The organism is Variovorax boronicumulans (genome assembly GCF_019352895.1).
Classification (GTDB): domain Bacteria; phylum Pseudomonadota; class Gammaproteobacteria; order Burkholderiales; family Burkholderiaceae_C; genus Variovorax; species Variovorax boronicumulans_A.
On sequence record NZ_JAAAFX010000014.1, the window covers coordinates 247,574 to 274,002 of the forward strand.

The following is a 26,429-nucleotide window of genomic DNA, read 5'->3' on the forward strand; positions in this document are numbered from 1 at the left end:
GACGTGCTCCAAGGAACAACGAACATGGCTTCCCGCCCCGACCCCCGCTGCCGTGCAGCCGCTGGTCATTCCTCTTCTCCCCTGAAAAGCGCCTTGCGCGCCACCTGCATCGCCACCGGCCTGCTCGCCGCGATGGCCGCATCGCCCATCGCGCTGGCGCAGGCATCGGGCGCGGCGGCGGCGCGCAGCTTCCAGGTCCCCGCCGGCCCGCTGGCCACCGCGCTGGCCGGCTTCGCGGCCGATGCGGGCGTGAGCGTGAGCGCGCCGCCCGAGCTGGTGCGCGGCGTCGTCTCGCCCGGGCTCGACGGCAGCTTCGCCGTGTCCGATGGCCTGGCGCGGCTGCTCGCCGGCACCGGCCTCGAGGCCGTGCCCGGCGCACCGCGCACCTGGGTGCTGCGCCGCCGGGCCGCGGCCCCGGTGGCCGAGGCTGCGGGCGGCACGCTGAACGAAGTCCGTGTCACGGCCACCGCGATCAACGACGGCACCACCGAGGGCTCGGGCTCGTACGTCGCGGGCCCGTCCAGCACCGCCACGCGCCTGGCCCTGTCGTTGCGCGAGACGCCGCAGTCGGTCAGCGTCATCACGCGCCAGCAGATGGACGACCAGGGCCTGACCAACCTGCCCGAGATCCTCGAGAAGACCGTGGGCGTGACCGTGGGGCGCAACGACAGCGAGCGCGCGACCTTCTATGCGCGCGGCTTCTCGGTCGAGAACTTCCAGTTCGACGGCGTGCCCAACACCATGGACAGCGCCAGCCAGTTCACCACTTCGCTGGCCGACAGCGCGATCTACGACCGCGTCGAGGTCGTCAAGGGCGCGACCGGCCTGTTGACCGGCGCCGGCAACCCCTCTGCCACCATCAACCTGGTGCGCAAGAAGCCGACCAGCGAGTTCGCCGGCAGCGTGTCGGCGGGCGTGGGGTCCTATGACCGCTACCGCAGCGTCGGCGACTTCTCCGGCCCCTTGAACGAGAGCGGCAGCGTGCGCGGGCGCGTGGTGGCGGCGGTGCAGAACGCCAATTCCTATGTCGACCGCTACGGGCGCGACACGCGCAACCTCTACGGCATCGTCGAGGTCGACCTGGCGCCGCGCACGCTGCTGAGCCTGGGCGTCGACCACATGGAGACCCGCGCCAAGGGGGCCAGCTACGGCCACATCCCGCTGTTCTACAACGACGGCACGCAGACCCGCTTCCCGCGCAGCTTCAACCCGGCCGCGCGCTGGTCGTACTGGAACAACGAGAGCACCAACGTCTTCGCCACGCTGAAGCACGACTTCGGCAACGGCTGGAAGCTCGACCTCGCGACCAGCTACCTGAAGCAGTCGCGCGACGTAGAGGTCGGCGCGGCCAGCTATGGGGCGATCGATCCGCTGACGGGCGTGGGCATCAGCCTGCTGTCGGCCAAGATCCCGACCACGGCGACCGTGCCCTCGCTGAACGCCGCGGTGTCGGGGCCGTTCGAGCTGTTCGGCCGGCAGCACGAGCTGTCCTTCGGCCTGGGCTGGTCGCGCCAGCGCCGCGAGGCACCGGGCTATTCGAGTGCCTTCGACCCCATTGCCAACTACCTGAACTGGCAGGGCGATGCGCCGCGGCCGGACTTCGTGCACCTGGAAGACCGCACCACCCGGATCACCGAGAAGGGCGCCTTCGCGGCCGTGCGCCTGCGGCCCACGGATGCGCTGTCGGTGATCCTCGGCACGCGCGTGAGCTGGTACAGGCTGTTCGACGAGACCACGGGCCTCGACGGCAGCTACAGCGTGGCCGACAACCTCTCGGTCGATCGCAAGGTCATCCCCTATGCAGGCCTGGTCTACGACATCGACCGGCAGTTCTCGGTCTACGCGAGCTACACCGACATCTTCAATCCGCAGACCTACTACAAGGACGCGGCCGACCGCGCCCTGCCGGCGCTGACCGGCAAGAGCCTGGAGATCGGCATCAAGGGCGAACTGCTGGACCGGCGCCTGAACACCAGCTTCGCGCTGTTCCAGGTCAAGCAGCAGAACGCGGCCCAGTACGTGGGCGCGAGCCCCGTGACCGGCCTGGAGGTCTACCGCGCCATCGACGGGGTCACGACCCGCGGGCTGGAGGCCGAAGTCTCGGGCCAGATCACGCCCGACTGGAACATCGCCGGCGGCTACACGCTGCGCCGCTCGACCATCCCGCCGCAGCCCGACGAGATCCTGAGCGCGGTCAACACCAACCAGCCCAAGCACCTGGTCAAGCTCAGCACCAGCTACCGACTGCCGGGCGACTGGCGCCGCCTGGTGCTGGGCGGCTCGCTCTCGTGGCAGAGCGAGACCTACTACCAGACCTCCGATGGCACCGGCTGGCGCGCGACGCAGCCCGCCTATGCGCTGGTGGGCCTGATGGCGCGCTACGAGTTCGACCGCCACCTGAGCCTGTCGCTCAACATCGGCAACCTGTTCGACAAGACCTACATGCCGGGCCTGGGCTCCTACGGCACGGGCGTCTATGGCGACCGGCGCAGCGCCTTGCTGAGCGCGACCTACAAGTTCTGAGCGCGGTCCGGCGGCGCGGGGAGGGCGGGTGACCTTTCATTACAATGAGAATAATTCTTATTTGTAATGGGCGGCCCGCCCTTTCTTTTTTCGCGCACCGCCCATGTCCGCAGCCTCCGCCGCGTCCACCGACCCGACCGCCTTCCATCCGCTCGTCCAGGCCTTTTACGCCGACCACCACGGCTGGCTGCAGGGTTGGCTGCGCCGCAAGCTGGGCAACCCCTTCGATGCAGCGGACCTGGCACAGGACACCTTCGTGCGCGTGCTCGGCGCGCCCGGACTCGACCGGGTCGATGCGCCGCGCGCCTATCTCACGACGGTCGCGCGCAACCTGCTGATCAACCATGTGCGCCGGCGCGCCATCGAGCAGGCGTATCTCGATGCGCTGGCGCTGCTGCCCGAGCCGGTGGCGCCGCCGCCCGAAGTCAGGCTGATGGTGCTGGAGACGCTGGTCGAGATCGACCGCCGCCTGAGCGGCCTGCCGGTCCAGGCCAGGCAGGCCTTCCTGCTTGCGCAACTCGAGGGCCTCGGCCAGGCCGAGATCGCGGCCGAGCTGGGCATTTCGGTGTCGACGGTCAAGCGCCACCTGGCCAAGGCGGCGATGCGCTGCTTCTTTCCGGAATAGCGACCGTGCCCAGCCTCCACTTTCCCGGCGAGGCCGACCCGGTCGCGCCCGCCATCGCGCGCCAGGCCGTGCAATGGTGGATCGAGTTGCGCTCCAGCGAGCTCGACATCGCGCGGCGTGCGCTGTGGGAGCGCTGGCGTGCAGCGGACCCCGCGCACGAAGCCGCCTGGCAGCGCATCGAATCGGTCGGCGGCCGGCTGGCGGAGATCCCGTCGCCGCTGGCCAAGGCCGCGCTCACCGCCGCGCCCGCGTCGATGCAGCGCCGCCGCGGCATGCAGCTGCTGACGGCGCTGGTCGTCGGCGGTGGTGGTGCACTGGTCGCGAGCCGGTCGACCGCCTGGCATGCGTGGAACGCCGACCACGTGGCGGCCATCGGCGAGCGGCCGTCGCTGGCGCTGCCCGACGGCGGGCGGGTGGTGCTCAATTCCGGCAGCGCCATCAATGTGCGCTTCGACGCCGAACGCCGTGTGCTGCAGCTGGTGCGCGGCGAGATCCTGGTGCAGACCGCGCCCGACGCGCAGAAGCGGCCCTTCCTGGTCCAGACCGGCGCCGGTTCGGTGCGCGCCATCGGCACGCGCTTCACGGTGCGGCTGCGCGACGACGCGGCGGTCGAGGTCGGCGTGCTGCAGGGCGCGGTCGAGCTGCGGCCCGTCGATGCGCCGGCTGACCTGCGCGTGCTGCAGGCGGGCGAGGCCGGTCGCTTCACGCGCGCGCGGACCGGGGACGCGACGCCGCTCGACGGCGATGCGAGTGCCTGGGCCGACGGCATGCTGGTGGTCTCGCACATGCGCCTCGACGACTTCCTGGCCGAACTCGGGCGGCACCGCCAGGGCCGGCTGGGCTGCGACCCCGCCATCGCCGGGCTGCAGGTCTCGGGCGCCTATCCGCTGGCCGACACCGACCGCGTGCTGGCCGCGCTGACCTCGGCGCTGCCGGTCGAAGTGCACACCTACACGCGCTTCTGGGTCAGCGTGAAGCCACGCCGCACGCGTGGCTGAGCACGCATCGAAAAAAAGATGAGCTGATTCGCGGGGGATGGTTGTCAAGCAAGGGAAGGGCGCGGATGCCGCGACCTGCTTCTTCTTCCCGACTGTCCATTTCCTCGAAGGCGATCCCATGTTTTCACCCACCGGCCGGCGCGTGCGCGCCGCGAGCGCAGCTTCTTCCACCATGCACCTGCAGCCGATCGCGCTGGTGGTGCTGATCGTGGCCGGCGCCACCGCGCCGCAGGTCGTGCTGGCACAGACCGAGGCCGCGCGCGCACCGCGGCAGCAGGCCGTGGTTCAGCGCTTCGACATCCCCGCGGGCCCGCTCGAAGGCGTGCTCAACCGGCTCGGGCGCGAGGCGGGTGTGCTGATCGGCTTCGGCTCGGCCGTGACCGAGGGCCTGCGCAGCAACGGTGTCAGCGGCAGCCTGACGGTGCAGGACGCACTGTCGCGTGCGCTTGCGAGCACGGGCCTGGGCGCGGTGCGTTCGGCGGGCGGCGGCTATGCGTTGAACGCGCTGCCGGCGTCTGCCGCAGGGCCGGCCGACGCCGACGCAGCGACAACGCTGTCAGCGGTGACGGTCAGTGCGCAGGCCGAGCGCAGCGCCGTGACGGAGGGATCGGGCTCCTATGCGGCGGCGGGGCCCAGCACTGCGGCGACCCGGCTGGCCTTGACGGCGCGTGAAACGCCGCAATCGGTGAGCGTCGTGACGCGCCAGCAGATCGAGGATCGCGGCTTCCAGTCGCTGGAGGATGTGGCGCTCGATGCAACCGGCCTCAGCACGCGGCAGATCGGCGGCGGTGAGCGCACGCAGTTCTTCTCCCGCGGCTTCGAGGTGAACTCCTTCCTGGCCGACGGCGTTCCGCTCGCCTTCGACTACGACACGCAGGGCCTTGCGACCCTGGCCATGTACGACCGGATCGAGATCATTCGCGGCGCGGCGGGGATCGTGACGGGAACCGGCAACCCTTCGGGGACCATCAACCTGGTGCGCAAGCGTCCTACGGCGACGCCGCAGGTGTCACTGACCGCCAGCGCCGGCAGTTGGGAGAACTACCGCGGAGAGATCGATGCCGGCGGGCCACTCAATGAAGCGGGCACCTTGCGCGGGCGCGCAGTGATCGCTTCCCAAAGTGCCGATACCTTCAAGAAGGCCTACAGCCATCAGCGGGATCTCCTCTACGGAACCCTGGAGGTCGACCTGGGGCGTGACACCACCTTGAGTCTGGGGGGCTACTTCAACAAGGAGGACAACCCCGGCGCAGACTGGAACGGCTTGCCGACCCGACGCGATGGCAGTTTCTATCCCTTCGCGAGGTCGACGCGACTGACCCCGAACTGGGCCTACTGGAACAAGAGGAACGCCAGCGTCTTCGCGGAGTTGGAGCACCGTTTCGACGGGGGCTGGAAGACCAAGGTCACGGCCCGCGCGTTGCAGGCCAAGATGGACATGCTCGGCACCTATCTGTATCCGCTCGATGACGCCACATTCTTTGGACAGGGCGTGGGCGCGTATGCGTACAAGAAGAACCAATACAGCATCGACGGCTATGCGCAGGGACCATTCCAGTGGCTGGGTCGAACGCACGAGCTGGTGTTCGGTGGCAGCTATCGGAAGAATCGGGACGACGACGGCCCAGGCGGCTGGCCGAGCGACTACGACGTGACCGTGGATCCGATGAACTGGAACTCCAGCGCGGTACCGAGGCCTGTCATCGACTATCTCTGGTCGCGCAAGGGCCACCAGACGCAGGCGGGCCTCTACGGCACGGCCCGGTTCAGCGTCAGCGATCCGCTGACCCTGATGTTGGGCGCGCGGGTCGACGCCTATCGGTACCAAATGCATCTGACTTCGGGCACATGGAACGACGACAGTGCCTACAAGGTCAGCCACAAGCTGACGCCGTACGCAGGGCTCGTCTACAACATCGGTGCCAACCATTCCATCTATGCCAGCGGGACCAGCGTCTTCCAGCCCCAGAGCAACCAGAATTCGCAAGGCGCGGTGCTGGCCCCGGTGACCGGAACCAACATGGAGATCGGGATCAAGGGCGAGTACCTGGGGGGAAGACTCAATGCCAGTGCCGCCGTCTTCCAGATCGACCAGAAGAACCTGCCCCTTCAATTGGCGCAGTACCGATGCCAATCGGCCGCCGCTTCCTGCTACGCGCAGGCCGGCGAAGTTCGAAGCCGCGGCGTGGAGTTCGAGGTTGCCGGGGCGCTGACACCCGACTGGCAGGTGATGGCTGGCTACACCTACAACTCGGCGCAGTTCGTTCGGGATTCGGATGCTGGCGTTGCCGGTACGCGCTACGACACGCAGACCCCTCGGCATCTCCTGAAGTTGTCGACCAGCTATCGCCTGCCGGGCGTGTTGAGCGCCTGGCGTGTCGGGGGCGCGTTGAGGACCCGGAGCGAGACGAGCACCACGTTCGGCGTGCGCCAGGGTGGCTACACCCTCATCGATCTGATGGCGTCTTATGCGGTGAACCGTCACCTCGACATCCGCCTGAATCTCTACAACGTCACGGACAAGTACTACTACCAGACCATCGGGAGCACGCAGGACAACAATCACTTCGGCACACCCCGCAATGCATTGCTCACGGTGAACTACAAGTACTGAATCGCGCTGTGACGGGACCTGCGAGCGGTGCAGGGGGGCACGTCGGAGCGGAGGCTGGCTACAATCAAATAAGAACCATTCTTAATTGACCGACGGCGTTGCGCCCCGGTGCAGCCCCTGGGAAGCCGCCATGCATGCCGCCGAGATCCACCCCTGCAGCGAGCGCAGCGAAGTCGCCGCGCTCTACGCCGACCACCACGGCTGGCTGCAGGGCTGGCTGCGCAGGAAGCTGGGCAATGCCTTCGATGCGGCCGACCTGGCGCAGGACACCTTCATGCGCCTGCTGGCGGCGCGCCAGCCCGAGCGCATCGTCCAGCCGCGCGCCTACCTGACGCGCATCGCCCAGAACATCCTCGTCAACTGGTACCAGCGCCAGGCGCTGGAGCGCGCCTACCTCGAGGCGCTGGCCGTGCTGCCCGAGGCGCAGGCGCCGTCGGCCGAGCACCGGCTGCTCATCCTCGAGACGCTGCACGAGGTCGACGCCATGCTCGATGCGCTCAAGCCGCAGGCCCGGCGCGCCTTCCTGCTGTCGCAGATCGACGGCATGAAGTACGAGGACATCGCGCGCGAACTCGGCGTGTCGCTGGTCACGGTCAAGCGCTACATGCAGCAGGGCTTCCGGGGTTGCCTGGCGTTGATGGCATGAGCGCAGCGCCGGGCCGCCCCAAGCAAGCTCGCACCGCAGCGCGCAGCGCGGAGGTTTTTGAATGAGCGCAGGTCTCGACGCGCGCGTGCTCGACGAGGCCGCCGAGTGGCTGATGCGCCTGCACGACAGCCGCGCCACGCCAGCCGACCGGCTGGCCTGCGAGCGCTGGCAGCGGGCCGATCCGGCGCATGCGCAGGCCTGGGCGCGGGCCGAACTGCTGATGCACAAGCTGGGCGGACTGCCCTCGGCGCTGGCGATGCCGGCGCTCGGGCGGCCGGCGCATGCTGGCCGGCGCGCCGCGCTCGGCAAGCTGGCCGCGCTGCTGGCAGCCGTGCCCGCGGGCTGGCTCGCCTGGCAGGCGGCCGACGCGCAGGGCTGGACCGCCACGCACCGCACCGCCACCGGCGAGCGCCGTGAACTCACGCTGGCCGACGGCACGCGCGTGACGCTCAACACCGCGAGCGCGCTCGATGTGCGCTTCGATGCCGTGCAGCGCCTGCTGGTGTTGCGCGCGGGCGAGATCCTTGTCGCCACCGCACCCGACAACGCGGCCATGCACCGGCCCTTTCGCGTGGCCACGCGCCAGGGCCTGCTGCAGGCGCTGGGCACGCGCTTCACGGTGCGCCAGGACGCGGGCCGCACGCGGCTCGCGGTGCTCGAGGGCGCGGTGCGCATCACGCCCGACAGCGGTGCCGCGCCGGTGGTGGTCGAGGCCAATGCGCAGTCCACGTTCAGCCGCGAGGCCATCGACACGCCGAGCGCACGCGACCCCGACGCCAGCGCCTGGACGCGCGGCATGCTGGTGGCCGACCGCATGCGGCTGGCCGACTTCGCGGCCGAAGTGGCGCGCTACCGGCCCGGCCTGCTGGCCTGCGATGCGGCCGTGGCCGAACTGCGCGTGTCGGGCGCCTTCCCCATCGACGACACCGACCGCGTGCTGAGCATGCTGGTCTCGACCTACGCGGTCGAGGCGGTCTCGCGCCTGCGCGGGCACTGGGTCACGCTGGTGGCGCGTTGAAGGAAGAGAAACTTTTTTTGCACTGCGCCTGATACTTTTTGCGATCTCGGCTGGCAAGGGGGGTGAACCCCTTTCCTGATCTGCTTGCCAAAGGTCTGCTTCCCATGTCCGTCCGTCTTTCCCGCGCTGCTTCGGCGCATTTCCGCTTCGCGGCTTTCCCTGTTGCCCTTCATCGCGCCCTGCTGATGCTCGCGCTCGGCGGCGCGGCCTCGGCCTTCGCCGCCGGTCCGGTCGCACTCGAGTCCGTCGCATCACGCGCCTACGACATCCCGGCCGGCCCGCTGGGCCGCACGCTGTCGGCCTTCGCGGCCGAGGCCGGCGTGGCGCTGTCCTTCGACCCGGCCCTGACCGACGGCCGCACCGGGCCCGCGCTCTCGGGCCGCTATGCAGGCCGCGAGGCCATGGCCGCGCTGCTGGCCGGCAGCGGCCTCGAGGCGGTGGCGCGCGACGACGGCAGCTACGTGCTGCGCCGGCGCGCGGCAGGGGTGTCGTCCGCCACCACGGGCGAGTCGCTGCCCACCGTCACGGTCAGCGCCGATGCCGACCGCAGCGGCACCACCGAAGGCACGGGCTCGTACACCACGCGCGCCACCGCCGCGGCCACCGGGCTGTCGCTGGCGCTGCGCGACACGCCGCAGTCGGTCAGTGTGCTCACGCGCCAGCAGATCGAGGACCAGAACCTGGTCTCGCTCAACGAGGCGCTGCGCAGCGTCACCGGCATCCACGTGGTCAGCTCCGACAGCGACCGTTCGGATTTCTATTCGCGTGGCTTCTACATCGACAACATCCAGTACGACGGCGTGCCGACCTCGCTGGGCCTCTCGTTCTACGGCGAGTCGGGCAGCGACACCACGATCTACGACCGGGTCGAGGTGGTGCGCGGCGCGACCGGCCTGCTGACCGGTGCGGGCAACCCCTCGGCCTCGATCAATCTGGTGCGCAAGCGGGCCGACAGCATGGTCTTCACCGGCAGCGCCTCGCTGGGCATCGGCTCGTGGAACCAGCATCGCGCGGCGGTCGACCTGTCGACGCCGATCACCGAAGACGGGCGCGTGCGCGGGCGTTTCGCGGCCATGACCGAGGAGCGCGATTCGCACGTCGACCTGTACCACGCGCGCAAGAACGCGTTCTACGGCGTGGTCGATGCCGACCTCACGCCCGCCACCACGCTCAGCGTGGGCGCCGACTACCAGTCGAACCGGCCCACGGGTTCCACCTGGGGCGGCCTGCCGCTGGTGTTCAGCGACGGCTCGGTCGCCGACTGGCCGACCTCCAAGACCACGGCCGCGAACTGGACCCACTGGAACAGCACCAACCGCAGCGTGTTCGCCAACCTTGCGCACCGCTTCGACGGCGGCTGGTCGCTCAAGGCCAACCTGTCGCACCGCGAGAGCGACTACGACGCCAAGCTGCTGTACCTCTTCAGCCAGCCCGACCCGGTGACGGGCTTCGGCCTGCGTGCGCTGCCCAACTACTCCGAGTACAGCTTCCAGCAGAACAGCGCCGACCTGCAGGCCACCGGCCCCTTCACGCTGCTGGGCCGCACGCACGAGGCGGTGCTCGGGCTCAGCAGCAGCCGCGCGCGCGAGGTCAAGGCCGGCCATGCGCGCACCGGTGCGCTGGCCAGCACCGGCGACTTCCGCCAGTGGGATGGCGCCTTCGCCGAGCCGAGCTGGGGCCCGCTGACCATCAGCTCGCTGGACCGCACGCGCCAAGACGGCCTCTACGGCGCGCTGCGCCTGTCGCTGACCGATCCGCTGAAGCTGATCCTCGGCGGTCGCCAGAGCAACTGGGAGGTGCAGGGCCTGAGCGTGACGCGCAAGCACGACGTGTTCACGCCCTACGCCGGCCTGGTCTACGAGATCGACCGCACCTACTCGGCCTACGCCAGCTACACCGACATCTTCCAGCCGCAGAACTACCGCGACACCAGCGGCGCCTACCTCGACCCGGTGACCGGCAAGAGCTTCGAGCTGGGCTTGAAGGGCGCGCACCTGGGCGGGCGCCTCAACACCTCGTTGGCGGTCTTCCGCATCCGCCAGGACAACGTGGCGCAGCTCGACGGCAACCAGGTCGTGCCGGGTACCACCGACTTCGCCTACTTCGGTGCCAAGGGCGTGACCAGCCGCGGCTTCGAGGCGCAGGTCTCGGGCGAGATCACGCCCGACTGGAAGCTGTCGGCCGGCCTCTCGCGCACCGTGGCCGAGGACGCCGAGGGCACGGCCGTCAACACCTGGGCGCCGCGCACGCAGGTGCAGCTGTTCAGCAGCTACCGGCTGCAGGGCGCGTGGCAGGCCCTCACGCTGGGCGGCGGCTTCACCTGGCAGTCGAGCACCTCGTCGAGCTTCTCGACGGCGGGCGCCGACGTGGTGTTCCGCCAGAAGTCCTTCGGCCTGCTGAACCTGATGGCGCGCTATGCGTTCACGCCGCAGCTCTCGCTGCAGCTGAACCTGAACAACCTGGCGGACAAGAAGTACTACGTCAACATCGACGGGCAAGGGCAGTTCGGCACCCCGCGCAGCGTGATGGCGACGCTCAACTACAAGTTCTGATCGGCGTTGTCGACGGGCCGCGGCGGGGTGCGCGGCATGCATCCTGCGCGGTGAAGTCCCGGCGCTCCCGGCCGCGCTTTACACACGCACTGCAGAAAATCTGTGGTTTTTTGGGGAACGGGCCTTCCCCGATGACCCCTTTTTCGATCTCGTTGGTCATGTATCAGGAGAGGCGCTTTTTCATGCGCCCCACCTGACCACCACCCCGATGCCTTCTTCCTCCATCCCCGCGCCCGCGGGCCTGCTCGTCCTGTCCCGCCTCGCGGCCGCCGTGTTCGGCGGCTATGCGCTGGCGGCGGCCACCGCGATGTGCCTGGCGGCCGTGCTGCCGTCCGCGCGTGCCGATGCGGTGCTCGCCGGCATGCAGTTCAGCTTCGTCGTCCACACGCTCGCCGTGGTCTGGGCCTTCTCGCCGGTGCGGCCGGCACGCGTCTGGCTCGGGTTGCTGGGGCCGGCTGGGGTGCTCGCGCTGTTCGGCTGGCTGTGGCCGCGCGTGGGAGGCTGAGATGAGCAATTCTCAGACCAAGGCGGCGCACAAGGCGCTGCGCAAGAAGGCCGCAGGCAACGGGGCCGGCGAGGGCGGCTTCCGCCAGGCGCAGGCCTGGCTGCACACCTGGTGCGGCCTGTGGTTCTCGTGGCTGCTGTTCGCGGTCTTCCTGACCGGCACGCTGGCGGTGTTCGACGAACCGATCTCGCACTGGATGACACCCGAGCACCATGCAGAGGAAGCGGCGGCCGCCGCAGCGCCCAAGGCCGCGACCGCCGGACGCGCGCAGCGCCTCGCCTGGGGCACGGCCTACATGGCCGCGCACCATCCCGCGGCGCAGATGTGGGAGCTCTGGCCTTCCGACGCACAGGGCGGCGGCGAACTGAAGGTGTACTGGTTCGATGCCAAGGGCCAGTACGTGGCCGCGGCATTGAACCCCGCGACCGGGGAAGCGCTGGCCGCCGACACCGCGACGCCGGTGCGCGGCACGCTGGCCGGGCATCACTTCGTCGACTTCCACTACGAGCTGCATGCGGGCCAGGTCGGCCTGTGGATCGTGGGCATCGCCGCGCTGGCCATGCTGGTGGCGCTCGTGTCGGGCGTGATCACGCACAAGCGCATCTTCAAGGACTTCTTCACCTTCCGGCCGAAGAAGGGGCAGCGCAGCTGGCTCGATGCGCACAACGCGGTCGCGGTGCTCACACTGCCCTTCCAGCTGATGATCGCCTACACCGGCATCGTGATCTCGGGCCTGACCTTCATGCCCGCGGCCAAGCTCGTGCACTACGGCAGCGACTCCGCCGCGCAGCAGCAGGTCATCGCCGAACTCAGCGGCGGCAAGCCCGCGCGCAGCGGCCGCGCGATGCCCGTGCCCGACCTCGAATCCTTCGCGGCGCGCGGCCAGGCGCTCATCGGCCAGCCGGTGCGGGCGGTGGTGATCGACCATCCCGGCGATGCGGCGGCGCGCATCGGCATCTACGGCTGGAACGGCGAGGCCGAGTCGCTGCGCCGGCTGAGCCCGACCACCGGCATGGCCTCGTTCTCGGCGGCCACCGGCGAACTGCTGCAGGTGCGCCTGCCCGGCGCGGCCGACGGCGGCGCCGCGTCGCTCGCGCAATCGGCGATGGGTGGCCTGCACATGGCGAGCTTCGGGGGCTGGGCCGTGAAGTGGCTCTACTTCCTCTGCGGCCTGGCCGGCGCCGCGATGATGGGCACGGGCGCGATCCTGTTCATGGTCAAGCGCCGCGGAAAGCATGGCACCGAGTTCGGCGGCGCCACCGCGCGCGTCTATCGACTGATCGAAGGCCTCAACGTCGCCGCGATCGCCGGGCTGGGCATCGCCTGCACCGGCTACCTCTGGGCCAACCGGCTGGTGCCGCTGGGGCTCACGCAGCGTGCCGACTGGGAACTGCGCGTGTTCTTCGGACTGTGGCTGCTGGCGCTGGTCCACGCGCTGCTGCGCAAGCCGACCGAGGCGTGGCGCGAGCAGCTCGGCTTGCTGGCCGCGCTGTGCCTGCTGCTGCCGGTACTGAACTTCGCCACCACAGGCGACCACCCCTGGGCCCAGTGGCTGCGCGGCGACTGGGAGAGCGCGGGCGTCGAGGGGATGTCGGTGGCCTTCGGCCTGGCGGCCGTCGCCGCCTTGCGCTTCCTGCGCACGCGCGAACGGCATCACGCCGCCGGCGCATCGAAGCCCGTCCTGCGTGCCCCGACCCCCGCTGCGGAGACCGCGCCATGAACACCACCACCGCCTCGCTGCTGGCGCTCGCACTGGCCTTCGCCGGCATGGCGGCGCTGGGTTTCGCGATGGACCGTCACCATGAGCAGCTCACGCGACGCCGCGCGACGCCGACCCTGCAACGCAGGCTGTTGCGCGGCCTGGGCAGCCTGCTGATCGCGCTCGCGCTGGCGCCTTGCCTGCTCGCCTGGGGCACCAGCGTGGGCACCGTCGCGTGGCTGGGTTTCCTGAGCGCCGGCGCGCTGGGCGTGGCGCTGCTGCTGCCCTACCTGCCCCGCACGACGGCCACGGGCGCGGCCGTGGCCGGCGTGGCCTGCCTGGGCTGGTCGCTAGCGTCGCCTTCCCTTTCTTTCTGAGCGGCCACCGATGGCGGCCCTCGAACTTCTTTCATCCGATTCCTCCAAGGTGCCTTCACCCATGACGTTCCTGTCCTCGTTCCGCCTTTGTTCGCTGACCCGCTCCTTGTCGCTGGCCGCTGCGCTCGTCTCGCTCGCCGGTGCCTCGCAGGCGCAGTACCTCTGGCTGCAACGCGAAGGCCCGGTGGTCGAGGCGCGCATGGGCGATCTCGCCAAGGGCGGCCAGCCGCTGGCCGGCCTGCTGGCGCCGCGCGCCTTCCTGGCCGACGGCAAGGACCTGCCGCTCGCGGCCGAGGCCGAGCGCCTGGCCATCTCCGCGCCCGCCGCCCCCGCCGACCTGCGCGTGGTCACCAGCCGCGTCGACGGCGCGTCCGGCACCCCCGTCCTCAACTACTACCAGGCCAAGTTCGGCCGTGCCGAGACCAAGGCGGTGAACGACCTGGAACTGGTGCCGACCGAGCCCAACGGCAATACCTTCAAGCTGGTCTGGAAGGGCAACACCGTGGCCGCATCGCAGGTCAACGTCGACACCTCCGAAGGCTGGCGCCGCGTGCTCAAGCCCTCGAAGGACGGCACCGTCACGCTGGGCACGCCGTTCCCCGGCCTGTACCTGCTCGAGGTCACGGCGCGCGTCAACGGCGCGGTCACGGTCGACGGCAAGAAGTACGAAGACGTGCGCCACACCGCCACGCTGAGCTTCGAGGTGGCCCGCTGATGGCGGTGGCGGCGCGTCCCGTGCGCGGCCGGCGTGCGCTCGCGATCGTGCTGGCGGCGGCCGTCGTGGCCGGCGGCGCGCTCTGGTGGTGGAAGGCGCGGCCCTCGGTGGCATACCAGACCCAGGCCGTGGCGCGCGGCGACGTCGAGTCGACCGTCACCGCCATCGGCACGCTGCAGCCGCGCAGCTACGTCGACGTGGGCGCGCAGGTCTCGGGGCTGATCCAGCGCCTGCCGGTGGAACCCGGCAGCGTGGTGAAGAAGGGGCAGCTGCTGGTCGAGATCGACCCGAGCGTGCAGCAGGCCACGGTCGATGCGGGCCGCGCCGCGCTGGCGGGGCTGCGGGCGCAGCGCACCGACCAGCAGTCGCAGCACCGGCTGGCCGTGCAGCAGCTCGCGCGCCAGAAGCAGATGGCGGCCGAGGGCGCCACGCGCGACGAAGACCTGCAGACGGCCGAGGCCACGCTGGCCTCGACCGCCGCCAAGGTCGCGCACCTCGAGGCGCAGATCGCGCAGACCCAGGCCACCCAGCGCGCCGAGGAGGCCCGGCTGGGCTACACGCGCATCTTCGCGCCGATGGCCGGCACGGTGGTGTCGGTGGAGGCGCGCGCCGGCCAGACCCTCAACGCCACCTACCAGACGCCGAACATCCTGCGCATCGCCGACCTGTCGTCGATGACGGTCTGGACCGAGGTCAGCGAGGCCGACGTGCGCCGCGTGAAGGCCGGCATGCCGGTCTACTTCACCACGCTGGGCGGCGTCGACAGCGCGGTGCCGCGCCGGTGGTCGGCCCAGGTGCGCCAGGTGCTGCCCGCACCGCCCGTGCCCGAAGGCCAGGCCAGCGTCAAGGCCGCGGGCGGCGCGGCGCCCGGTGCCGCCAAGGCGGTGGTCTACACCGTGCTGTTCGATGTCGACAACGCCGACGGCGAACTCATGCCGCAGATGACCGCGCAGGCGGGCTTCGTCACCGCGCAGGCCAAGGGCGTGCTCGCCGTGCCGCTGGCCGCGCTCACGCCCGTCGAGGGCGAGCAGGGCACCTACACCGCACGCGTGCTCGGCGCCGACGGCAAGCCCGCGGCGCGCACGGTGCGCGTGGGCATCCGCAGCCGTCACCAGGCCGAAGTTCGGCAGGGCCTGGCGGAGGGCGATCGCCTGGTCATCGGCGAGACCCCGGTGGGCGGCGTGCGGTGGATCCAGTGGTGAGGGGTGCCGCGCCGAACGTGCCCTTGATCGCGCTGCGGGGCATCCGCAAGCGCTACGGCGGCAACGGCAGCGGCCGGCCGCAGGTCGAGGTGCTGCGCGGCCTCGACCTCGACATCCACCAGGGCGAGTTCGTCGCGGTGGTCGGCAGCTCGGGTTCGGGCAAGTCCACGCTGATGAACCTGCTGGGCTGCCTGGACCGCCCCAGCGAGGGCAGCTACCACTTCGACGGCCATGACGTGGCATCGCTCGGTGCCGACGAGCTGGCCTGGCTGCGGCGCGAGGCCTTCGGCTTCGTGTTCCAGGGCTACCACCTGATCGCGACCGAATCGGCGCGCGAGAACGTCGAGGTGCCGGCCATCTACGCCGGCATGCCCGAGCACGAACGCGCGCAACGCGCGGCCGCGCTGCTGGGCCGGCTGGGCCTGCCCGACAAGCTCGAGAACCGGCCCAACCAGCTGTCCGGCGGGCAGCAGCAACGCGTGTCGATCGCGCGCGCGCTGATGAACGGCGGCCGCATCATCCTGGCCGACGAACCCACGGGCGCGCTCGATTCGAAGAGCGGCGCCGAGGTGATGGCGCTGCTGCGCGAGCTGGCCGACGCCGGGCACACGGTGATCGTCATCACGCACGACCGCGAGGTGGCGGCGCAGGCGCGCCGCGTGATCGAGATCCGCGACGGCGAGATCGTCGGCGACAGCGCACAGGGCACGGCGCCGATCCTCTCGGGCCAGACCCTGCCAAGGCTCGACATGGCCGAGGCCGCGCAGGCCGGTGGCGCCTCGTTTGCGGCCGACGTGCGCGAGGCCGCACGCACCGCCTGGCGCGGCATGCGGCTGAACCGCGCGCGCACCGGCCTCACGCTGCTGGGCATCGTGATCGGCGTGGCCTCGGTGATCGTGATGCTGGCCATCGGCGAGGGCGCACGCCAGCGCGTGGTGCAGCAGATGGGCACCATGGGCACGGCCATCCTCTACCTGGGCAGCCGCCCACCGCCCACGGGCGGGCCCGCCGGCATGCTCACGCCGGAAGACCTCGAAGCGGTGGCTGCATTGCCCGAGATCCGGCGGGTGCTGCCGGTGATCGGCGACCCGATCACCGTGCGCTACGGCAGCGCCGATCGCCAGGTCTACGTCTTCGCCGCCAGCGAGGAGATGCCGCTGGTGCACCACTGGCCGGTGGCGCTGGGCCGCTACTACACCGACGCCGAAGACCACGATCTCGCACCGCTGGTGGTGCTGGGCCACAAGGCGCATCGCCACTTCTTTCCCGACACGCCCAACCCGCTGGGCAAGCAGCTGCTGATCGGCCACTCGCCCTTCGAGGTGATCGGCGTGATGGCCGAGCGCGGTGCCGACTCCGGTGCGCAGGACTACGACGACATGGTCTTCATCCCCTACCGCGCCGGCCGTGCGCGGGTCTACCAGGTGCAGACCCAGCCCGACTACGTGGTGGTCGAGGCCGCCTCCTCGGCCGACGTGCTGCCGGCCGAGCGCGCCATGAAGGCGCTGCTGCTGTCGCGCCATGGCCGCGAGGACTTCGGCATCGGCAACGCCGGCGCACGGCTGCAGGCCGAGGCCGCCACGCGCCAGAGCATGACCGTGATGCTGGGCCTGATCGCCGCGGTGTCGCTGGTGGTCGGCGGCATCGGCGTGATGAACGTGATGCTGATGACGGTGCGTGAACGCACGCGCGAAATCGGCATCCGCATGGCGACCGGCGCCCGCCAGCGCGACATCTTGCGCCAGTTCCTGACCGAGGCCGTGCTGGTGACCGTCACCGGCGGTGCCGTGGGGGTGGCGTTGGGCGTGCTGATCGCGGCGGTGCTGATCGCCTTCACGGTGCCGGTGGTGCTGTCGGTGACGGCCATGGCCGGCGCCTTCCTGTGCGCCGTGGCCACCGGCCTGGTGTTCGGCTACATGCCGGCCAAGACCGCCGCGCGGCTCGATCCGGTCGTGGCGCTGGCGGGGGAATGAAAGAACGCATGCAGAGAAGCTTCATCACCCTCGGCGTCAGCGTGCTGCTCGCCGCCTGCGTGACGGCGCCGCGCCCGCCCGAGGTCGCAGCGCCTGCGCTGCCGACGCGATGGCAGGCGCCTGCGTCCGAATGCGCCGCATGCGGCGGCTGGCAGGCCTTCGGCAGCGCCGAGCTCGAGGCGCTGACCGCGCAGGCGCTGGCGCAGAACCTCGACCTGGCCGCCGCGGCCGCCCGCGTGGCACAGGCCGACGCGACGGCACGCATCGCCGGCGCCGCGCTGCAGCCCGGTGTGACGGCGCAGCTCGACGCAAGCCGGCAGGACCGGCTGGGCGGCGAGGCCGTCGTCGCCGGCCGCAGCTTGGGCGCGAGCCTGAGCGCGCAGTACGAGCTCGACTTCTGGGGCCGCCATCGCGCAGCCCGCGACAGCGCGCTGCGCGGCCTGCAGGCCAGCGTGTTCGACCGTGACACGGTGCGCCTCGGGCTCATCGCCAGCGTGGCCTCCACCTGGCTGCAGGCGGTGTCGACCGGCGAGCGCAGCGAGATCGCCACGCTGAACCTGTCGCGTGCCACGCGCGTGCTGGCGCTGGTCGAATCCCGCGCCCGTGCCGGTGCCGCCACGCCGCTCGAACTCGCGCAGCAACGCGGCCTCGTGGCCACGCAGGCGCGCAGCCTCGCTGCGCTGCGCCAGCAGGCCGTCGATGCGCGCACCACGCTGGCGCTGTTGCTGGGCGAGACCGGCGCGCGCGCGCTGCGCACCCCCTCGCTCGAGGTCCTGGTGCCGCCGGAACTGGGCGCCGGTCTGCCGTCCGGACTGTTGGCGCGCCGGCCCGACGTCGCCGCCGCCGAAGCCCGGCTGGCGGCGGCCGATGCCGATGTGGCCGCGGCGCGCGCCGCGATGCTGCCGCGCGTGACGCTGGGCGGCAGCCTGGGCTATGCGGGCGATCGGATGCGCACGCTGCTCGACAACCCGCTCTACAGCCTGGCCGCCGGTCTGGCCGCACCGGTGTTCGACGCCGGGCGGCTCGCCGCCGAAGCCGACCAGGCGACGGCCCGCCGCACCGAACTGCTGGCCAACTACCACCAGGCCATCGTCGCGGCCTTCGGCGACGTCGAGGTGGCGCTGAACGCGGTGGACGGGAGCAGGGCGCAGGCCGAGGCACAGTCCGAGGAACTGCTGCAGGCCGGCCGCGCCGCGACGCTGGCCGAGTCGCGCTACCGTGCCGGCGCCGAAACGCTGCTGACGCTGCTCGATGCCCAGCGCACGCTCTATGCCGCGCAGGACGAGGCCGTGCAGGCGCGGTTGGCGCGCCTGCAGGCGGGCGTGGCGCTGCACCGCGCGCTGGGCGGTGGCTGGCAGGTGGCGGAGCTTGGGCGATGAGCGTCGCACCCGGGGGCATCGTCCAGCGGCTGCGCGCCGCACGGCTGCGGCCCACCGTGGCCCGTATCGGCGCGCTGCAGATCGTCGAGGCTGCGGCACCCGAAAGCCTGTGCGCCGAGGAAGTGTTCCGCCAGATGCTGCTGCGGGGGACGCACGCCAGCATCGGCACCGTCTACCGGACGCTGCAGCAGCTCGAGGCGGTAGGGCTGCTGCGCAAGGAGTGGGGCGCGGGGCGCAAGGCCTTCTATGGCCTGGGCCTGGCCGAAGGCGAGGACGCCCCGCTGCGCCTGGTGTGCGGCCACAGCGGCCGCAGCGTGCTGCTCAGCGACCCCGAACTCCGCGCGCGCCTGGTCTCCGCCGCCTCCGCGCAGGGCATGGACCTGGCCGGACAGGCGCTCACGCTGCAGGCCGAAGTCCGGCCCCGCGCCGTGGTGCCGTTGCGACGCCGACCCTGAGGACCGTGCCTTCCGTCGCGGATCGGGGGCTGCATTGCATTCTGGAGTCGCAAAAAGTTTCCTAAAGTACTACTCTATGCCCCAGCATGAAGTACTTTGTCTTCAAAACCGCCGGAATGCGCTGGGTCTGGGAACTGCGCATGAACGAAGGCGAGGTACTCGCCCGGAGTCCGCGCGAATTCGCACACCTCGAACAGGCCATCGCCTCGATCCAGCTGGTGCAGTTTGCCGCCTCGGGCGCCTTGATCGTCGATGCCGACGGCCGGCGCCTCGCATTGCGCGCCTGATGCGGCCCTGAGGCCGGCCGCCCCCGCGTCGCGTGGCAGAATCCGGGGCCGACGCCGCAGTGCATCGCCGCACGCCCTCTCGCTGGCGTCCCTTCTTTTTCTGCCCGTAGCTCAGTTGGATAGAGCACCTGCCTTCTAAGCAGGTTGTCAGAGGTTCGATCCCTCTCGGGCAGGCCACTTCATCTCTAACTTTCCTGGAAGTCTCTGACTTTCAGCGGGTCGCAGAGCTCCGTTTGGCGGTCTTGTGGCGCATGTCGTCGCTGGTCTGCCCTCCGTCGCGTGCTCTCCCCGGGTATGTACTGCGCCCACTCCGTCGGTCCGACCCTTGCCAGGGCTTTGGTGCAGGCGTGGCAATGGGCATTCCTGACTTGGTGCGTTTGCCGTGTCGGCCTGTGCAGTGGCTGTCATGTGGCACCGGCCTACAGTCTTTCATTTTCTTTGAAAACAAAATGACTACATGGAAACCCTCGACGATGAAGCGTTGGCCTCCGCTGCGTTCGTGCTGCGGATTCGCGCTGCCAACGGCGATCGGGACGCTTTGCGAGAGGCCGAGCGGCTCGAACGCATCCTGAAGTCGCGACTCGGTCCGACGCCTTCGGGCCATGCGCCGCTGGAAGTCACGCAGCGGGAACGCAAGCCGTGGTGGCGGTTTTGGTAGCCATGCGTCCCATGAGCCGGAGGTAGCGCCATGGATTCGATGCCATTCGTGTGGGCCACTTTGGGCGCGACGTTCTCCGCGGCCTGCCTTGGTCTCTATGCCCGGCTCAGCGCCGCCGCGCGGTCGTTCGACCGGGACCTGGCGACCCTCGCCTTCGTCGGGGCCTCGCTCGGCGCACTCACGGCCTCGAAGCCTCACTGGATGTGGTGATCGGGGTCACACGGGCCAGGCGGCAACGCCGCTGATGCGTCGGCGCCTGTCGATCGCGCAGGGCGCCCTGGCGTTCATGCCGGAGGAGGATACAAAATGTCGCAGCGGCCACTCGCCATCCCTTTCTGAGCTTTCGTTGCGCAGTTGCGTTTGGCTGCCAGAGTCCTCAGTGAAAGGGGTCCGGGAGACAACGGTTGAATTCGTCGTCATCCCTGAATGGAAGGGTCGCTGGGTGCGGGCGCTGCGGAGACCGGGGAGGCCTTTCCATTTCCAAAGGCCCGGCCGCGCGTCGCCACCCAGGCCGAGGCATGGCTGCGATCGACCTGGTCAGGCGTGTCCAGCAAAGCCGGCACCTGCGATCTCGTGGGCGCTCGGCGCGATGGCAAGAGCTGGTGTGCTCATGTGCCGACACGCCCATTGTCAGAAGAACCAACGGCCGTCACGGGGCCGTGTGAGGAATGCATGAAGATTTTGGTTTTCCCCCACCACGATGATCGGTGGCGTTGGCTGCTCCATGGCGTCGATGGCGTGCCCGTCGCCGTCAGTGGCGGAAGTTTCTCGACGCATGCACAAGCGATGCGCCACGCCCAGGCTGCGCTGGTGTGCCTGCGCGATGCGCCGTTCGAGGAAGACGGGTACATCGCCATACCCGGACCTGAACACCTCGAAGGGTCCATGCTGCGCCGCTAGGCGATGGGCTCAGTGATCGGGCGCCGGCATCGACCGACGTGAAAAGTGGTTGCTGCCCGCGATGCGGCGACCGCTCGAAGTGCAGGAGGCCGGTTCAGGCGGCGTCGACCAAAGCCCTTCGGGCGGCGCACTTGCGTTTCTTCACATCGGGGGCCGCTGCGCGTCCGGCCGCGATCGAGGCAACGCGACCGCGGTGAGCTTCCACGACCACAGGCCCTGGCGTGCGAACAGGAACGCACCGGTGGCCGATGCGCCCTCGGCGTGCAAGACAGCCGTCGACAGGCTCTGGTAGCGCAGCGCATAACGCGGCACCTGGCCCGTTCCGGCCGATGGCATTGCGACGAGTGCTTCCATGTCCACTGTCGCCTTGCCCTGCGCGACCATGCGCATCACGCTGGCCGGCGAGACGAAGCTGTCGACCATCTGTCCCAGCAGGCCGACCGCGAGCATCTGGCCCAGGCCCGACAGGCGATCGTTCTTGCCGGCAGCGCCCATGGTGTCCGTCATCTGGCGCATCAGTTGCCCCTTGAGGTTCTCCGTCAGCGCGGGAAAGTCCACGTGCGCGGAGAAGGCGGCGGCGTCCCGTGCCTCGATGGCTGCCTGCATCTTGCGAAGCGTCCAGTAGGGGCTGAGGTAGAGCGCGGCACCCACGAGGAGCACGATGGCGACCGAGCCGATGATTCCGATGCGATTCTTCAATGTCATGCTCACGCGCTTGTTTTTCCCCTGGGCGACGGATCGTAGCGTCATGCGCGTGTCCGGCCGCCGTCGCATACTGCGCGGGCTGTCTTCCCACTGCTTTGCGCTTCGACCCAGGTGCCATGAATCTTCTTTTCCCGCATGTGCGTGCCGTGGCGCTGCCACCGCAAAGCCGCCTGTCGCCGCGCTTCGCGACCTCGACGCTGGCCGACGCCTTCGCGATCCGCGTGCCGACAGTCCCCGGCCACACCATCGATGCCTGGGCGCAGGCCGCCCTGGGTCATCCCACGCGATGGTTCCGTGCGCTGCTGTCGCTGCGCGACCTGGCGGTCGGCGGGCTGGGGCTGAAGACCTCGGCCGACATGCGCCGCGACATGGACGCCCGAGGGCAGGCGTACTTCGACTTCTTCCCGGTGCAGTCGCGCTCCGACGACGAGATCGTGGTGGGCGAGAACGATCGCCATCTGGACTTCAGCCTCTCGCTGCTGCTGAGGCCGACGCCGGATGCCGCGTACGGCGAACTGGTGGCGACCACCGTGGTCCATTGCCACAACCTGCTCGGGCGCAGCTACCTGAAAACCATCATGCCTTTTCATGGCCTAGTGGTGCGCTCCAACCTGCGGCGTGCGCCGGGTTACGCGGGGACGGTGCACGGGCGCCGCTGACCGAGGGCCGGTGTTCGGCCCTACCGCCGCGCCTCGCGCGCGATCTGTTGCGCGAACGCATCCGCGCTGCCTTCGAAGGGCAGGTTGCTCATGCTGCGCAGCCGGCTCTGGAGCGCGGGCGTTTCCAGCGCAGCCGCCACGGCGCGGTTCAATCGGTCGGCCAGCGCTTCGGGCAGATCCGGCGGCGCGAACAGGCCGAACAGCGAGTCGAGATTCGCATCGTCGTAGCCGAGCTCGGCCAAGGTGGGCGTGTCGGGCAGCACCCTGAGGCGCACCGGCGCGCCGACCGCCAAGGCGACCAGCCGCCCCGCGGCGATGTCCTCCAACTGCGCGCTGGCGACGTTGGTGGACAGCACTTCGAAGTGGCCCGCCAGCGCATCCAGCAGCTGCTGGCCGCCACCTTTGTAGGGGATGTGGACGATCTCGGTCCGGCTCGCGCGGCGCACGCGGTCGAGCACCGCATAGCCCGTGGTGCCCTCGCCGGTGGTGGCCCAGCGCACACTGCCCGGCGACTGGCGCGCCCTGTCGACCATGCGTGCGAAGCCGTCGACGCCCAGGCTGCGTGTGCCGACGACCAGGATGGGTGTGCGCATGACGCCGGCCACGGGCAGGGCTGCGCGCAGGGCCACGCCGCGGTGGTTCGCCGCCTGGGCGCGCAGCGCGATGGCGGTGGCGGCCACGAAGCACAGGCTGTAGCCGTCGGCCGGGCGTCGCACCAGCAGCTCGAGGGCCAGCGTGCCGCTGGCGCCGGCCTTGTTCTCGATCACCACCGGCACGCCCAGATCGGCGGCCAGCACCTCGGCCAGCGCACGTGCCATCTGGTCGCTGACGCCGCCCGGCGGATAGGCCACCGTGATGTGGATGGCGCGGCGTGGCCAGGCGGCGGTGTGGGGGGCCTCGCGCGCCATCGCCACGCCGCCCAGCGGCAGGGTCAGCGGCCACAGCGACAAGGCACGGCGGCGGCGGGAGATCGGGTCCGGGCTAGTCGAAGAGGGCATGGTCTCTGCTGGCGGCGAGTTCGCGCACCAGGGCGATGAAGGCGCCCGTGGGGCCGTTGCAATCCGCCTCGCGGTAGACCAGCGTGAGCGGCGAGCGCAGGCTCTGCGCATCCTTGAAGGGGCGGTAGACCACGGCCTGCGCGTGCGTGCCGCGCATCGAGGCCGGCGCGATCGACAGGCCCATGCCGGCCGCCACGAGGTTGAGGTTGGTCATCATGTGCTCGACCTCGACCGCCAGTTCGACCTGCACGTTGTGGCGTGCGCAGGCCGCGAGCAGGTTCGCGTAGAGGCCGGGCGCGCCCGGGCGCCGCACCAGGATCAGCCGTTCGCCCTGCAGGTCCTTGAGCGCGACGGGCGCGGCCGCATCGGCGGCCAGCCGGTGATCGATCGGGATGGCGAGCACCGATTCCTCTTCCAGCACCTGCTCGAAGGCCAGGCCGGCAGGGCGCGCGACGGGCACGCGCAAGAAGCCGCAGTTGAGCCGCGCGTCGAGTACGGCGGCCGTGATCTCCGCGGCGTTGTTCTCGGTCACGTCGATCTGCAGGTCGGGGTGGCGGCTGCGGCACATGCGCAGCGAGGCGGGCGTGAACGCGTGCGCGGCGGCCGAGGTGGTGAAGCCGATCGCGATGCGCCCGCGCCGGCCTTCGACGAAGTCGAGCATGCGGGTCTGCATGGCGGCGAATTCGTCCAGCAGGCGCCGGGCTTCGGTCTGCAACAGGCGGCCCGCCTCGGTGAGCTTGACGCCCTTGGGGTGCCGGTTGAACAGATCGGCGCCGATCTCGGTCTCGAGCGCGCGGATCTGCTGTGACAGCGGCGGTTGCTGCATGCCCAGCGCCTCCGCGGCGCGCGTGATGTGGCCTGCTTCCGCGACCGCCATGAAATACCGAAGGTGACGAATCTCGATATGCATTTTGTATGGTTGTCATATTCTAGACATCTTTGCCATATCGTCTTCTTGTTTCCACAATGCGCCGCATACCTACAGGAGACAAGACTTTGAAAGCTATCTGCAATTCGGCTGCGGTGACGGCCGCTGCGGTCGCGGCCGTGATCGCGCTGTCCGCGTGCGGCGGCAGCTCCAACGACAACAACAGCGGCGCCGCACCGACGCAGCCGGTGAAGCCTGCACCCGTCGATCCCGCACCTGTCGATCCGCCGGCTCCCGCGCCCGAATCCACTGAAGCTGCGCCGAGCCCGGTGGCCTGCCCGGCGGCCGTGCCTTCCACCGCCAGCTGTCTGGGCGGCGTGGACTCCAAGGGCGCCTATTACCTGATCGCCAAGCCCGCCGTCTGGAACGGCAAGCTGGTGCTGCATGCGCACGGCGGCCCCAGCCTCGATGCGCCGACCGCCGACCGGGCCACCGAAGACCTGACGCGCTGGGCCGTGATGGTCGACGCGGGCTACGCCTGGGCCGGCTCGACCTTCCGCCAGGGCGGCGTCGAAGTGCGCGCCGCCGCGGAAGACACCGAGCGCCTGCGCGGCATCTTCCGCCAGCACGTGGGCAAGCCGACGCGCACCATCCTCCACGGGCAGTCCTGGGGTGCGGGCGTGGCCGCGAAGGCGGCCGAGATGTTCACCGCCGAGACCGTCGGCGTGCAGCCCTACGACGCGGTGCTGCTCACCAGCGGCGTGCTGGCCGGCGGCACGCGCTCCTACGACTTCCGCACCGACCTGCGCGTGGTCTACCAATACCTGTGCAACAACCACCCGCGTCCCACCGAAACGCCCTACGCGCTGAACCTCGGCCTGCCCGCGGGCGTGACCATGACGCAGTCGAACCTGTCGGCCCGCGTCAACGAATGCCTGGCGCTCAACAAGGCGGCTGCCGATCGCACGCCGGAACAGCTGGCGCGCATCGCGACCATCGAGAAGGTCATCAAGATCCCGTCCAGCGCGATCCAGTCGCACCTGAACTGGGGCACTTTCCACTACCAGGACGTGAGCAGCAAGCGCACGGGCGGCGTGAGCCCCTTCGGCAATGCAGGCGTGGTCTACAGCGGCTCGGACGACGACGCCGCGTTGAACGCCGGCGTGTTGCGCTACAGCGCCGACCCGGCCGCCTACGGCCGCTTCGCCACCGACACCGACCCGACGGGCAAGATCCCCGTGCCGGTGCTCACGGTCAAGTGGATCAGCGACCCCACGGCCTTCGTCGAGCTCGACGCGCACTTCAAGTCGGTGATGCAGCAGGGCGGCAGCGGCGACCGGCTGGTCCAGACCTTCACCACCAACGGCACCCACAGCTACATCAGCGGCCCGACCTACCCGACGCTGATGAACGCCTTGCTGGCCTGGGTGGAGCAGGGCACCCAACCCACGCCGGCCGGCATCGCCGCGGCCTGCCCATCCAACGAAGCCACCTTCGGCGTCGGCTGCAGCTTCGACCCGGCCTACACGCCCGCCGCGCTGGAGACGCGCGTGCCGGCGCGCACCCGCCCGCAGTAAGCCCTTTGACAAGACAACGACAGAAAGACCAAGAACTCCCATGAAATCGACGCTGAAGAACACGCTGTGCCTCGCCCTCGGGGCCCTGGCCCTGGCCGCGGGCGCCCAGGCCCAGAACTACCCCGACGGCAAGGTGATCACGATCGTGGTGCCCTTCGCAGCCGGCGGCCCGACCGACCGCGTGGCGCGCGACCTGGCCGAAGCCATGCGCAAGCCGCTGGACGGCGTGAGCATCGTGATCGACAACGCAGCCGGCGCGGGCAGCACCATCGGCAACGCCAAGGTCGCGCGCGCCAAGGCCGACGGCTACACGCTGCTGCTCACCCACGTGGGCATGGCCACCACGCCGGTGCTCTACCGCAAGCTGCCCTACAACTACGAGACCGATTTCGAGTACCTGGGCCTGATCAACGACGTGCCCATGACCGTGATCGGCAAGCCGCAGCTCGAAGCCAACAACTTCAAGGAACTGCGCGAGTGGATCGGCAAGAACCCG

25 protein-coding genes and 1 tRNA gene are annotated in these 26,429 nt (G+C 70.2%); 23 read left to right on the forward strand and 3 right to left on the reverse strand.

Annotated elements, in window-relative coordinates:
* The first annotated feature begins 93 nt into the window (after positions 1-93).
* From K0H49_RS27560 to K0H49_RS27655, 20 genes are all read left to right on the forward strand, one after another.
* On the forward strand, positions 94-2,523 hold the full coding sequence (locus K0H49_RS27560) for a TonB-dependent siderophore receptor (protein WP_257625243.1): 2,430 nt from the start codon (positions 94-96) through the stop codon (positions 2,521-2,523).
* A 103-nt stretch (positions 2,524-2,626) separates the two neighbouring features.
* Positions 2,627-3,148 carry a sigma-70 family RNA polymerase sigma factor gene (locus tag K0H49_RS27565; protein WP_219219669.1) on the forward strand — a complete coding sequence of 174 codons (522 nt, stop codon included), beginning with the start codon at positions 2,627-2,629 and terminating at the stop codon, positions 3,146-3,148.
* Positions 3,149-3,153: 5 nt separating this feature from the next.
* Positions 3,154-4,146 carry a FecR domain-containing protein gene (locus tag K0H49_RS27570; protein WP_374122437.1) on the forward strand — a complete coding sequence of 331 codons (993 nt, stop codon included), beginning with the start codon at positions 3,154-3,156 and terminating at the stop codon, positions 4,144-4,146.
* Between the two features lie 118 nt (positions 4,147-4,264).
* Entirely contained in the window at positions 4,265-6,760 is a 2,496-nt protein-coding gene (locus K0H49_RS27575) for a TonB-dependent siderophore receptor (RefSeq protein ID WP_257625244.1), read from the forward strand.
* Between the two features lie 130 nt (positions 6,761-6,890).
* Positions 6,891-7,406, forward strand: coding sequence for a sigma-70 family RNA polymerase sigma factor (locus K0H49_RS27580; RefSeq protein ID WP_219219671.1), 516 nt, complete (start codon positions 6,891-6,893; stop codon positions 7,404-7,406).
* Between the two features lie 61 nt (positions 7,407-7,467).
* Positions 7,468-8,424, forward strand: a complete 957-nt coding sequence (locus K0H49_RS27585; RefSeq protein ID WP_219219672.1) for a FecR domain-containing protein — start codon at positions 7,468-7,470, stop codon at positions 8,422-8,424.
* A gap of 104 nt (positions 8,425-8,528) precedes the next feature.
* The gene (gene fhuE / locus K0H49_RS27590) at positions 8,529-10,976 is read left to right on the forward strand and encodes a ferric-rhodotorulic acid/ferric-coprogen receptor FhuE (protein WP_219219674.1); all 2,448 of its coding nucleotides are present in this window, start codon (positions 8,529-8,531) and stop codon (positions 10,974-10,976) included.
* 208 nt (positions 10,977-11,184) lie between these two features.
* A complete protein-coding gene (locus K0H49_RS27595) occupies positions 11,185-11,481 on the forward strand; it encodes a hypothetical protein (RefSeq protein ID WP_219219677.1) in 297 nt (98 codons plus the stop codon).
* A gap of 1 nt (position 11,482) precedes the next feature.
* On the forward strand, positions 11,483-13,201 hold the full coding sequence (locus K0H49_RS27600; RefSeq protein WP_219219679.1) for a PepSY-associated TM helix domain-containing protein: 1,719 nt from the start codon (positions 11,483-11,485) through the stop codon (positions 13,199-13,201).
* Positions 13,198-13,557 (forward strand): DUF3325 domain-containing protein, encoded by a 360-nt coding sequence (locus K0H49_RS27605; protein ID WP_219219681.1) that lies wholly within the window; start codon positions 13,198-13,200, stop codon positions 13,555-13,557. The genes K0H49_RS27600 and K0H49_RS27605 overlap by 4 nt, the downstream gene beginning before the upstream one ends.
* Before the next feature lie 61 nt (positions 13,558-13,618).
* Positions 13,619-14,272: a DUF4198 domain-containing protein gene (locus tag K0H49_RS27610; RefSeq protein WP_219219683.1), complete on the forward strand. Its 654-nt coding sequence runs from the start codon at positions 13,619-13,621 to the stop codon at positions 14,270-14,272.
* Positions 14,272-15,474, forward strand: coding sequence for an efflux RND transporter periplasmic adaptor subunit (locus K0H49_RS27615; RefSeq protein ID WP_219219685.1), 1,203 nt, complete (start codon positions 14,272-14,274; stop codon positions 15,472-15,474). Before K0H49_RS27610 ends, K0H49_RS27615 begins: the two co-directional genes overlap by 1 nt.
* On the forward strand, positions 15,471-17,447 hold the full coding sequence (locus K0H49_RS27620; protein ID WP_219219687.1) for an ABC transporter permease: 1,977 nt from the start codon (positions 15,471-15,473) through the stop codon (positions 17,445-17,447). Before K0H49_RS27615 ends, K0H49_RS27620 begins: the two co-directional genes overlap by 4 nt.
* Before the next feature lie 8 nt (positions 17,448-17,455).
* The gene (locus tag K0H49_RS27625) at positions 17,456-18,826 is read left to right on the forward strand and encodes an efflux transporter outer membrane subunit (RefSeq protein ID WP_219219689.1); all 1,371 of its coding nucleotides are present in this window, start codon (positions 17,456-17,458) and stop codon (positions 18,824-18,826) included.
* Positions 18,823-19,281: a Fur family transcriptional regulator gene (locus tag K0H49_RS27630; protein ID WP_219219691.1), complete on the forward strand. Its 459-nt coding sequence runs from the start codon at positions 18,823-18,825 to the stop codon at positions 19,279-19,281. Before K0H49_RS27625 ends, K0H49_RS27630 begins: the two co-directional genes overlap by 4 nt.
* 116 nt (positions 19,282-19,397) lie before the next feature.
* Positions 19,398-19,568 carry a hypothetical protein gene (locus tag K0H49_RS27635; protein ID WP_219219693.1) on the forward strand — a complete coding sequence of 57 codons (171 nt, stop codon included), beginning with the start codon at positions 19,398-19,400 and terminating at the stop codon, positions 19,566-19,568.
* A gap of 100 nt (positions 19,569-19,668) precedes the next feature.
* Positions 19,669-19,745 (forward strand) — tRNA-Arg (locus K0H49_RS27640).
* A 280-nt stretch (positions 19,746-20,025) separates the two neighbouring features.
* The gene (locus tag K0H49_RS27645; RefSeq protein ID WP_219219695.1) at positions 20,026-20,226 is read left to right on the forward strand and encodes a hypothetical protein; all 201 of its coding nucleotides are present in this window, start codon (positions 20,026-20,028) and stop codon (positions 20,224-20,226) included.
* A 30-nt stretch (positions 20,227-20,256) separates the two neighbouring features.
* Complete coding sequence (locus tag K0H49_RS27650; protein ID WP_219219697.1) at positions 20,257-20,436, forward strand: hypothetical protein; 180 nt, start codon at positions 20,257-20,259, stop codon at positions 20,434-20,436.
* A 216-nt stretch (positions 20,437-20,652) separates the two neighbouring features.
* Positions 20,653-21,126 (forward strand): hypothetical protein, encoded by a 474-nt coding sequence (locus tag K0H49_RS27655; protein ID WP_219219699.1) that lies wholly within the window; start codon positions 20,653-20,655, stop codon positions 21,124-21,126.
* A 141-nt stretch (positions 21,127-21,267) separates the two neighbouring features.
* On the opposite strand, the gene K0H49_RS27660 is transcribed toward K0H49_RS27655, so the two are convergent.
* Positions 21,268-21,831, reverse strand: coding sequence for a DUF2939 domain-containing protein (locus K0H49_RS27660; protein ID WP_219219701.1), 564 nt, complete (start codon positions 21,829-21,831; stop codon positions 21,268-21,270).
* Positions 21,832-21,947: 116 nt separating this feature from the next.
* On the opposite strand from K0H49_RS27660, the gene K0H49_RS27665 reads away from it, so the two are divergent.
* Complete coding sequence (locus tag K0H49_RS27665; RefSeq protein ID WP_219219703.1) at positions 21,948-22,490, forward strand: DUF2867 domain-containing protein; 543 nt, start codon at positions 21,948-21,950, stop codon at positions 22,488-22,490.
* Between the two features lie 20 nt (positions 22,491-22,510).
* Here K0H49_RS27665 and K0H49_RS27670 read toward each other — a convergent pair whose 3' ends face one another.
* Positions 22,511-23,488 (reverse strand): Bug family tripartite tricarboxylate transporter substrate binding protein, encoded by a 978-nt coding sequence (locus tag K0H49_RS27670; protein ID WP_257625246.1) that lies wholly within the window; start codon positions 23,486-23,488, stop codon positions 22,511-22,513.
* Positions 23,472-24,392 (reverse strand): LysR family transcriptional regulator, encoded by a 921-nt coding sequence (locus K0H49_RS27675; RefSeq protein ID WP_219220384.1) that lies wholly within the window; start codon positions 24,390-24,392, stop codon positions 23,472-23,474. The genes K0H49_RS27670 and K0H49_RS27675 overlap by 17 nt, the downstream gene beginning before the upstream one ends.
* A 92-nt stretch (positions 24,393-24,484) precedes the next feature.
* Here K0H49_RS27675 and K0H49_RS27680 point away from each other — a divergent pair, with 92 nt between their 5' ends.
* Together K0H49_RS27680 and K0H49_RS27685 are read left to right on the forward strand one after the other, a co-directional pair.
* On the forward strand, positions 24,485-25,933 hold the full coding sequence (locus K0H49_RS27680; RefSeq protein WP_257625248.1) for a hypothetical protein: 1,449 nt from the start codon (positions 24,485-24,487) through the stop codon (positions 25,931-25,933).
* 40 nt (positions 25,934-25,973) lie between these two features.
* On the forward strand, positions 25,974-26,429 hold a 456-nt coding region (locus tag K0H49_RS27685), incomplete at its 3' end, for a tripartite tricarboxylate transporter substrate-binding protein (protein ID WP_257625249.1).

Bases quoted from the DNA above. Each gene is read 5' to 3' on its own strand.
- K0H49_RS27645 (WP_219219695.1), top strand. From the start codon at position 20,026: ATGGAAACCCTCGACGATGAAGCGTTGGCCTCCGCTGCGTTCGTGCTG.
- K0H49_RS27575 (WP_257625244.1), top strand. From the start codon at position 4,265: ATGTTTTCACCCACCGGCCGGCGCGTGCGCGCCGCGAGCGCAGCTTCT.
- K0H49_RS27665 (WP_219219703.1), top strand. From the start codon at position 21,948: ATGAATCTTCTTTTCCCGCATGTGCGTGCCGTGGCGCTGCCACCGCAA.
- K0H49_RS27565 (WP_219219669.1), top strand. From the start codon at position 2,627: ATGTCCGCAGCCTCCGCCGCGTCCACCGACCCGACCGCCTTCCATCCG.
- K0H49_RS27585 (WP_219219672.1), top strand. From the start codon at position 7,468: ATGAGCGCAGGTCTCGACGCGCGCGTGCTCGACGAGGCCGCCGAGTGG.
- K0H49_RS27600 (WP_219219679.1), top strand. From the start codon at position 11,483: ATGAGCAATTCTCAGACCAAGGCGGCGCACAAGGCGCTGCGCAAGAAG.
- K0H49_RS27655 (WP_219219699.1), top strand. From the start codon at position 20,653: ATGGAAGGGTCGCTGGGTGCGGGCGCTGCGGAGACCGGGGAGGCCTTT.
- K0H49_RS27610 (WP_219219683.1), top strand. From the start codon at position 13,619: ATGACGTTCCTGTCCTCGTTCCGCCTTTGTTCGCTGACCCGCTCCTTG.
- K0H49_RS27595 (WP_219219677.1), top strand. From the start codon at position 11,185: ATGCCTTCTTCCTCCATCCCCGCGCCCGCGGGCCTGCTCGTCCTGTCC.
- K0H49_RS27630 (WP_219219691.1), top strand. From the start codon at position 18,823: ATGAGCGTCGCACCCGGGGGCATCGTCCAGCGGCTGCGCGCCGCACGG.
- K0H49_RS27670 (WP_257625246.1), bottom strand. From the start codon at position 23,488: ATGCCCTCTTCGACTAGCCCGGACCCGATCTCCCGCCGCCGCCGTGCC.
- K0H49_RS27660 (WP_219219701.1), bottom strand. From the start codon at position 21,831: ATGACATTGAAGAATCGCATCGGAATCATCGGCTCGGTCGCCATCGTG.
- K0H49_RS27625 (WP_219219689.1), top strand. From the start codon at position 17,456: ATGCAGAGAAGCTTCATCACCCTCGGCGTCAGCGTGCTGCTCGCCGCC.
- K0H49_RS27605 (WP_219219681.1), top strand. From the start codon at position 13,198: ATGAACACCACCACCGCCTCGCTGCTGGCGCTCGCACTGGCCTTCGCC.
- K0H49_RS27580 (WP_219219671.1), top strand. From the start codon at position 6,891: ATGCATGCCGCCGAGATCCACCCCTGCAGCGAGCGCAGCGAAGTCGCC.
- K0H49_RS27650 (WP_219219697.1), top strand. From the start codon at position 20,257: ATGGATTCGATGCCATTCGTGTGGGCCACTTTGGGCGCGACGTTCTCC.
- K0H49_RS27615 (WP_219219685.1), top strand. From the start codon at position 14,272: ATGGCGGTGGCGGCGCGTCCCGTGCGCGGCCGGCGTGCGCTCGCGATC.
- K0H49_RS27635 (WP_219219693.1), top strand. From the start codon at position 19,398: ATGCGCTGGGTCTGGGAACTGCGCATGAACGAAGGCGAGGTACTCGCC.
- fhuE (WP_219219674.1), top strand. From the start codon at position 8,529: ATGTCCGTCCGTCTTTCCCGCGCTGCTTCGGCGCATTTCCGCTTCGCG.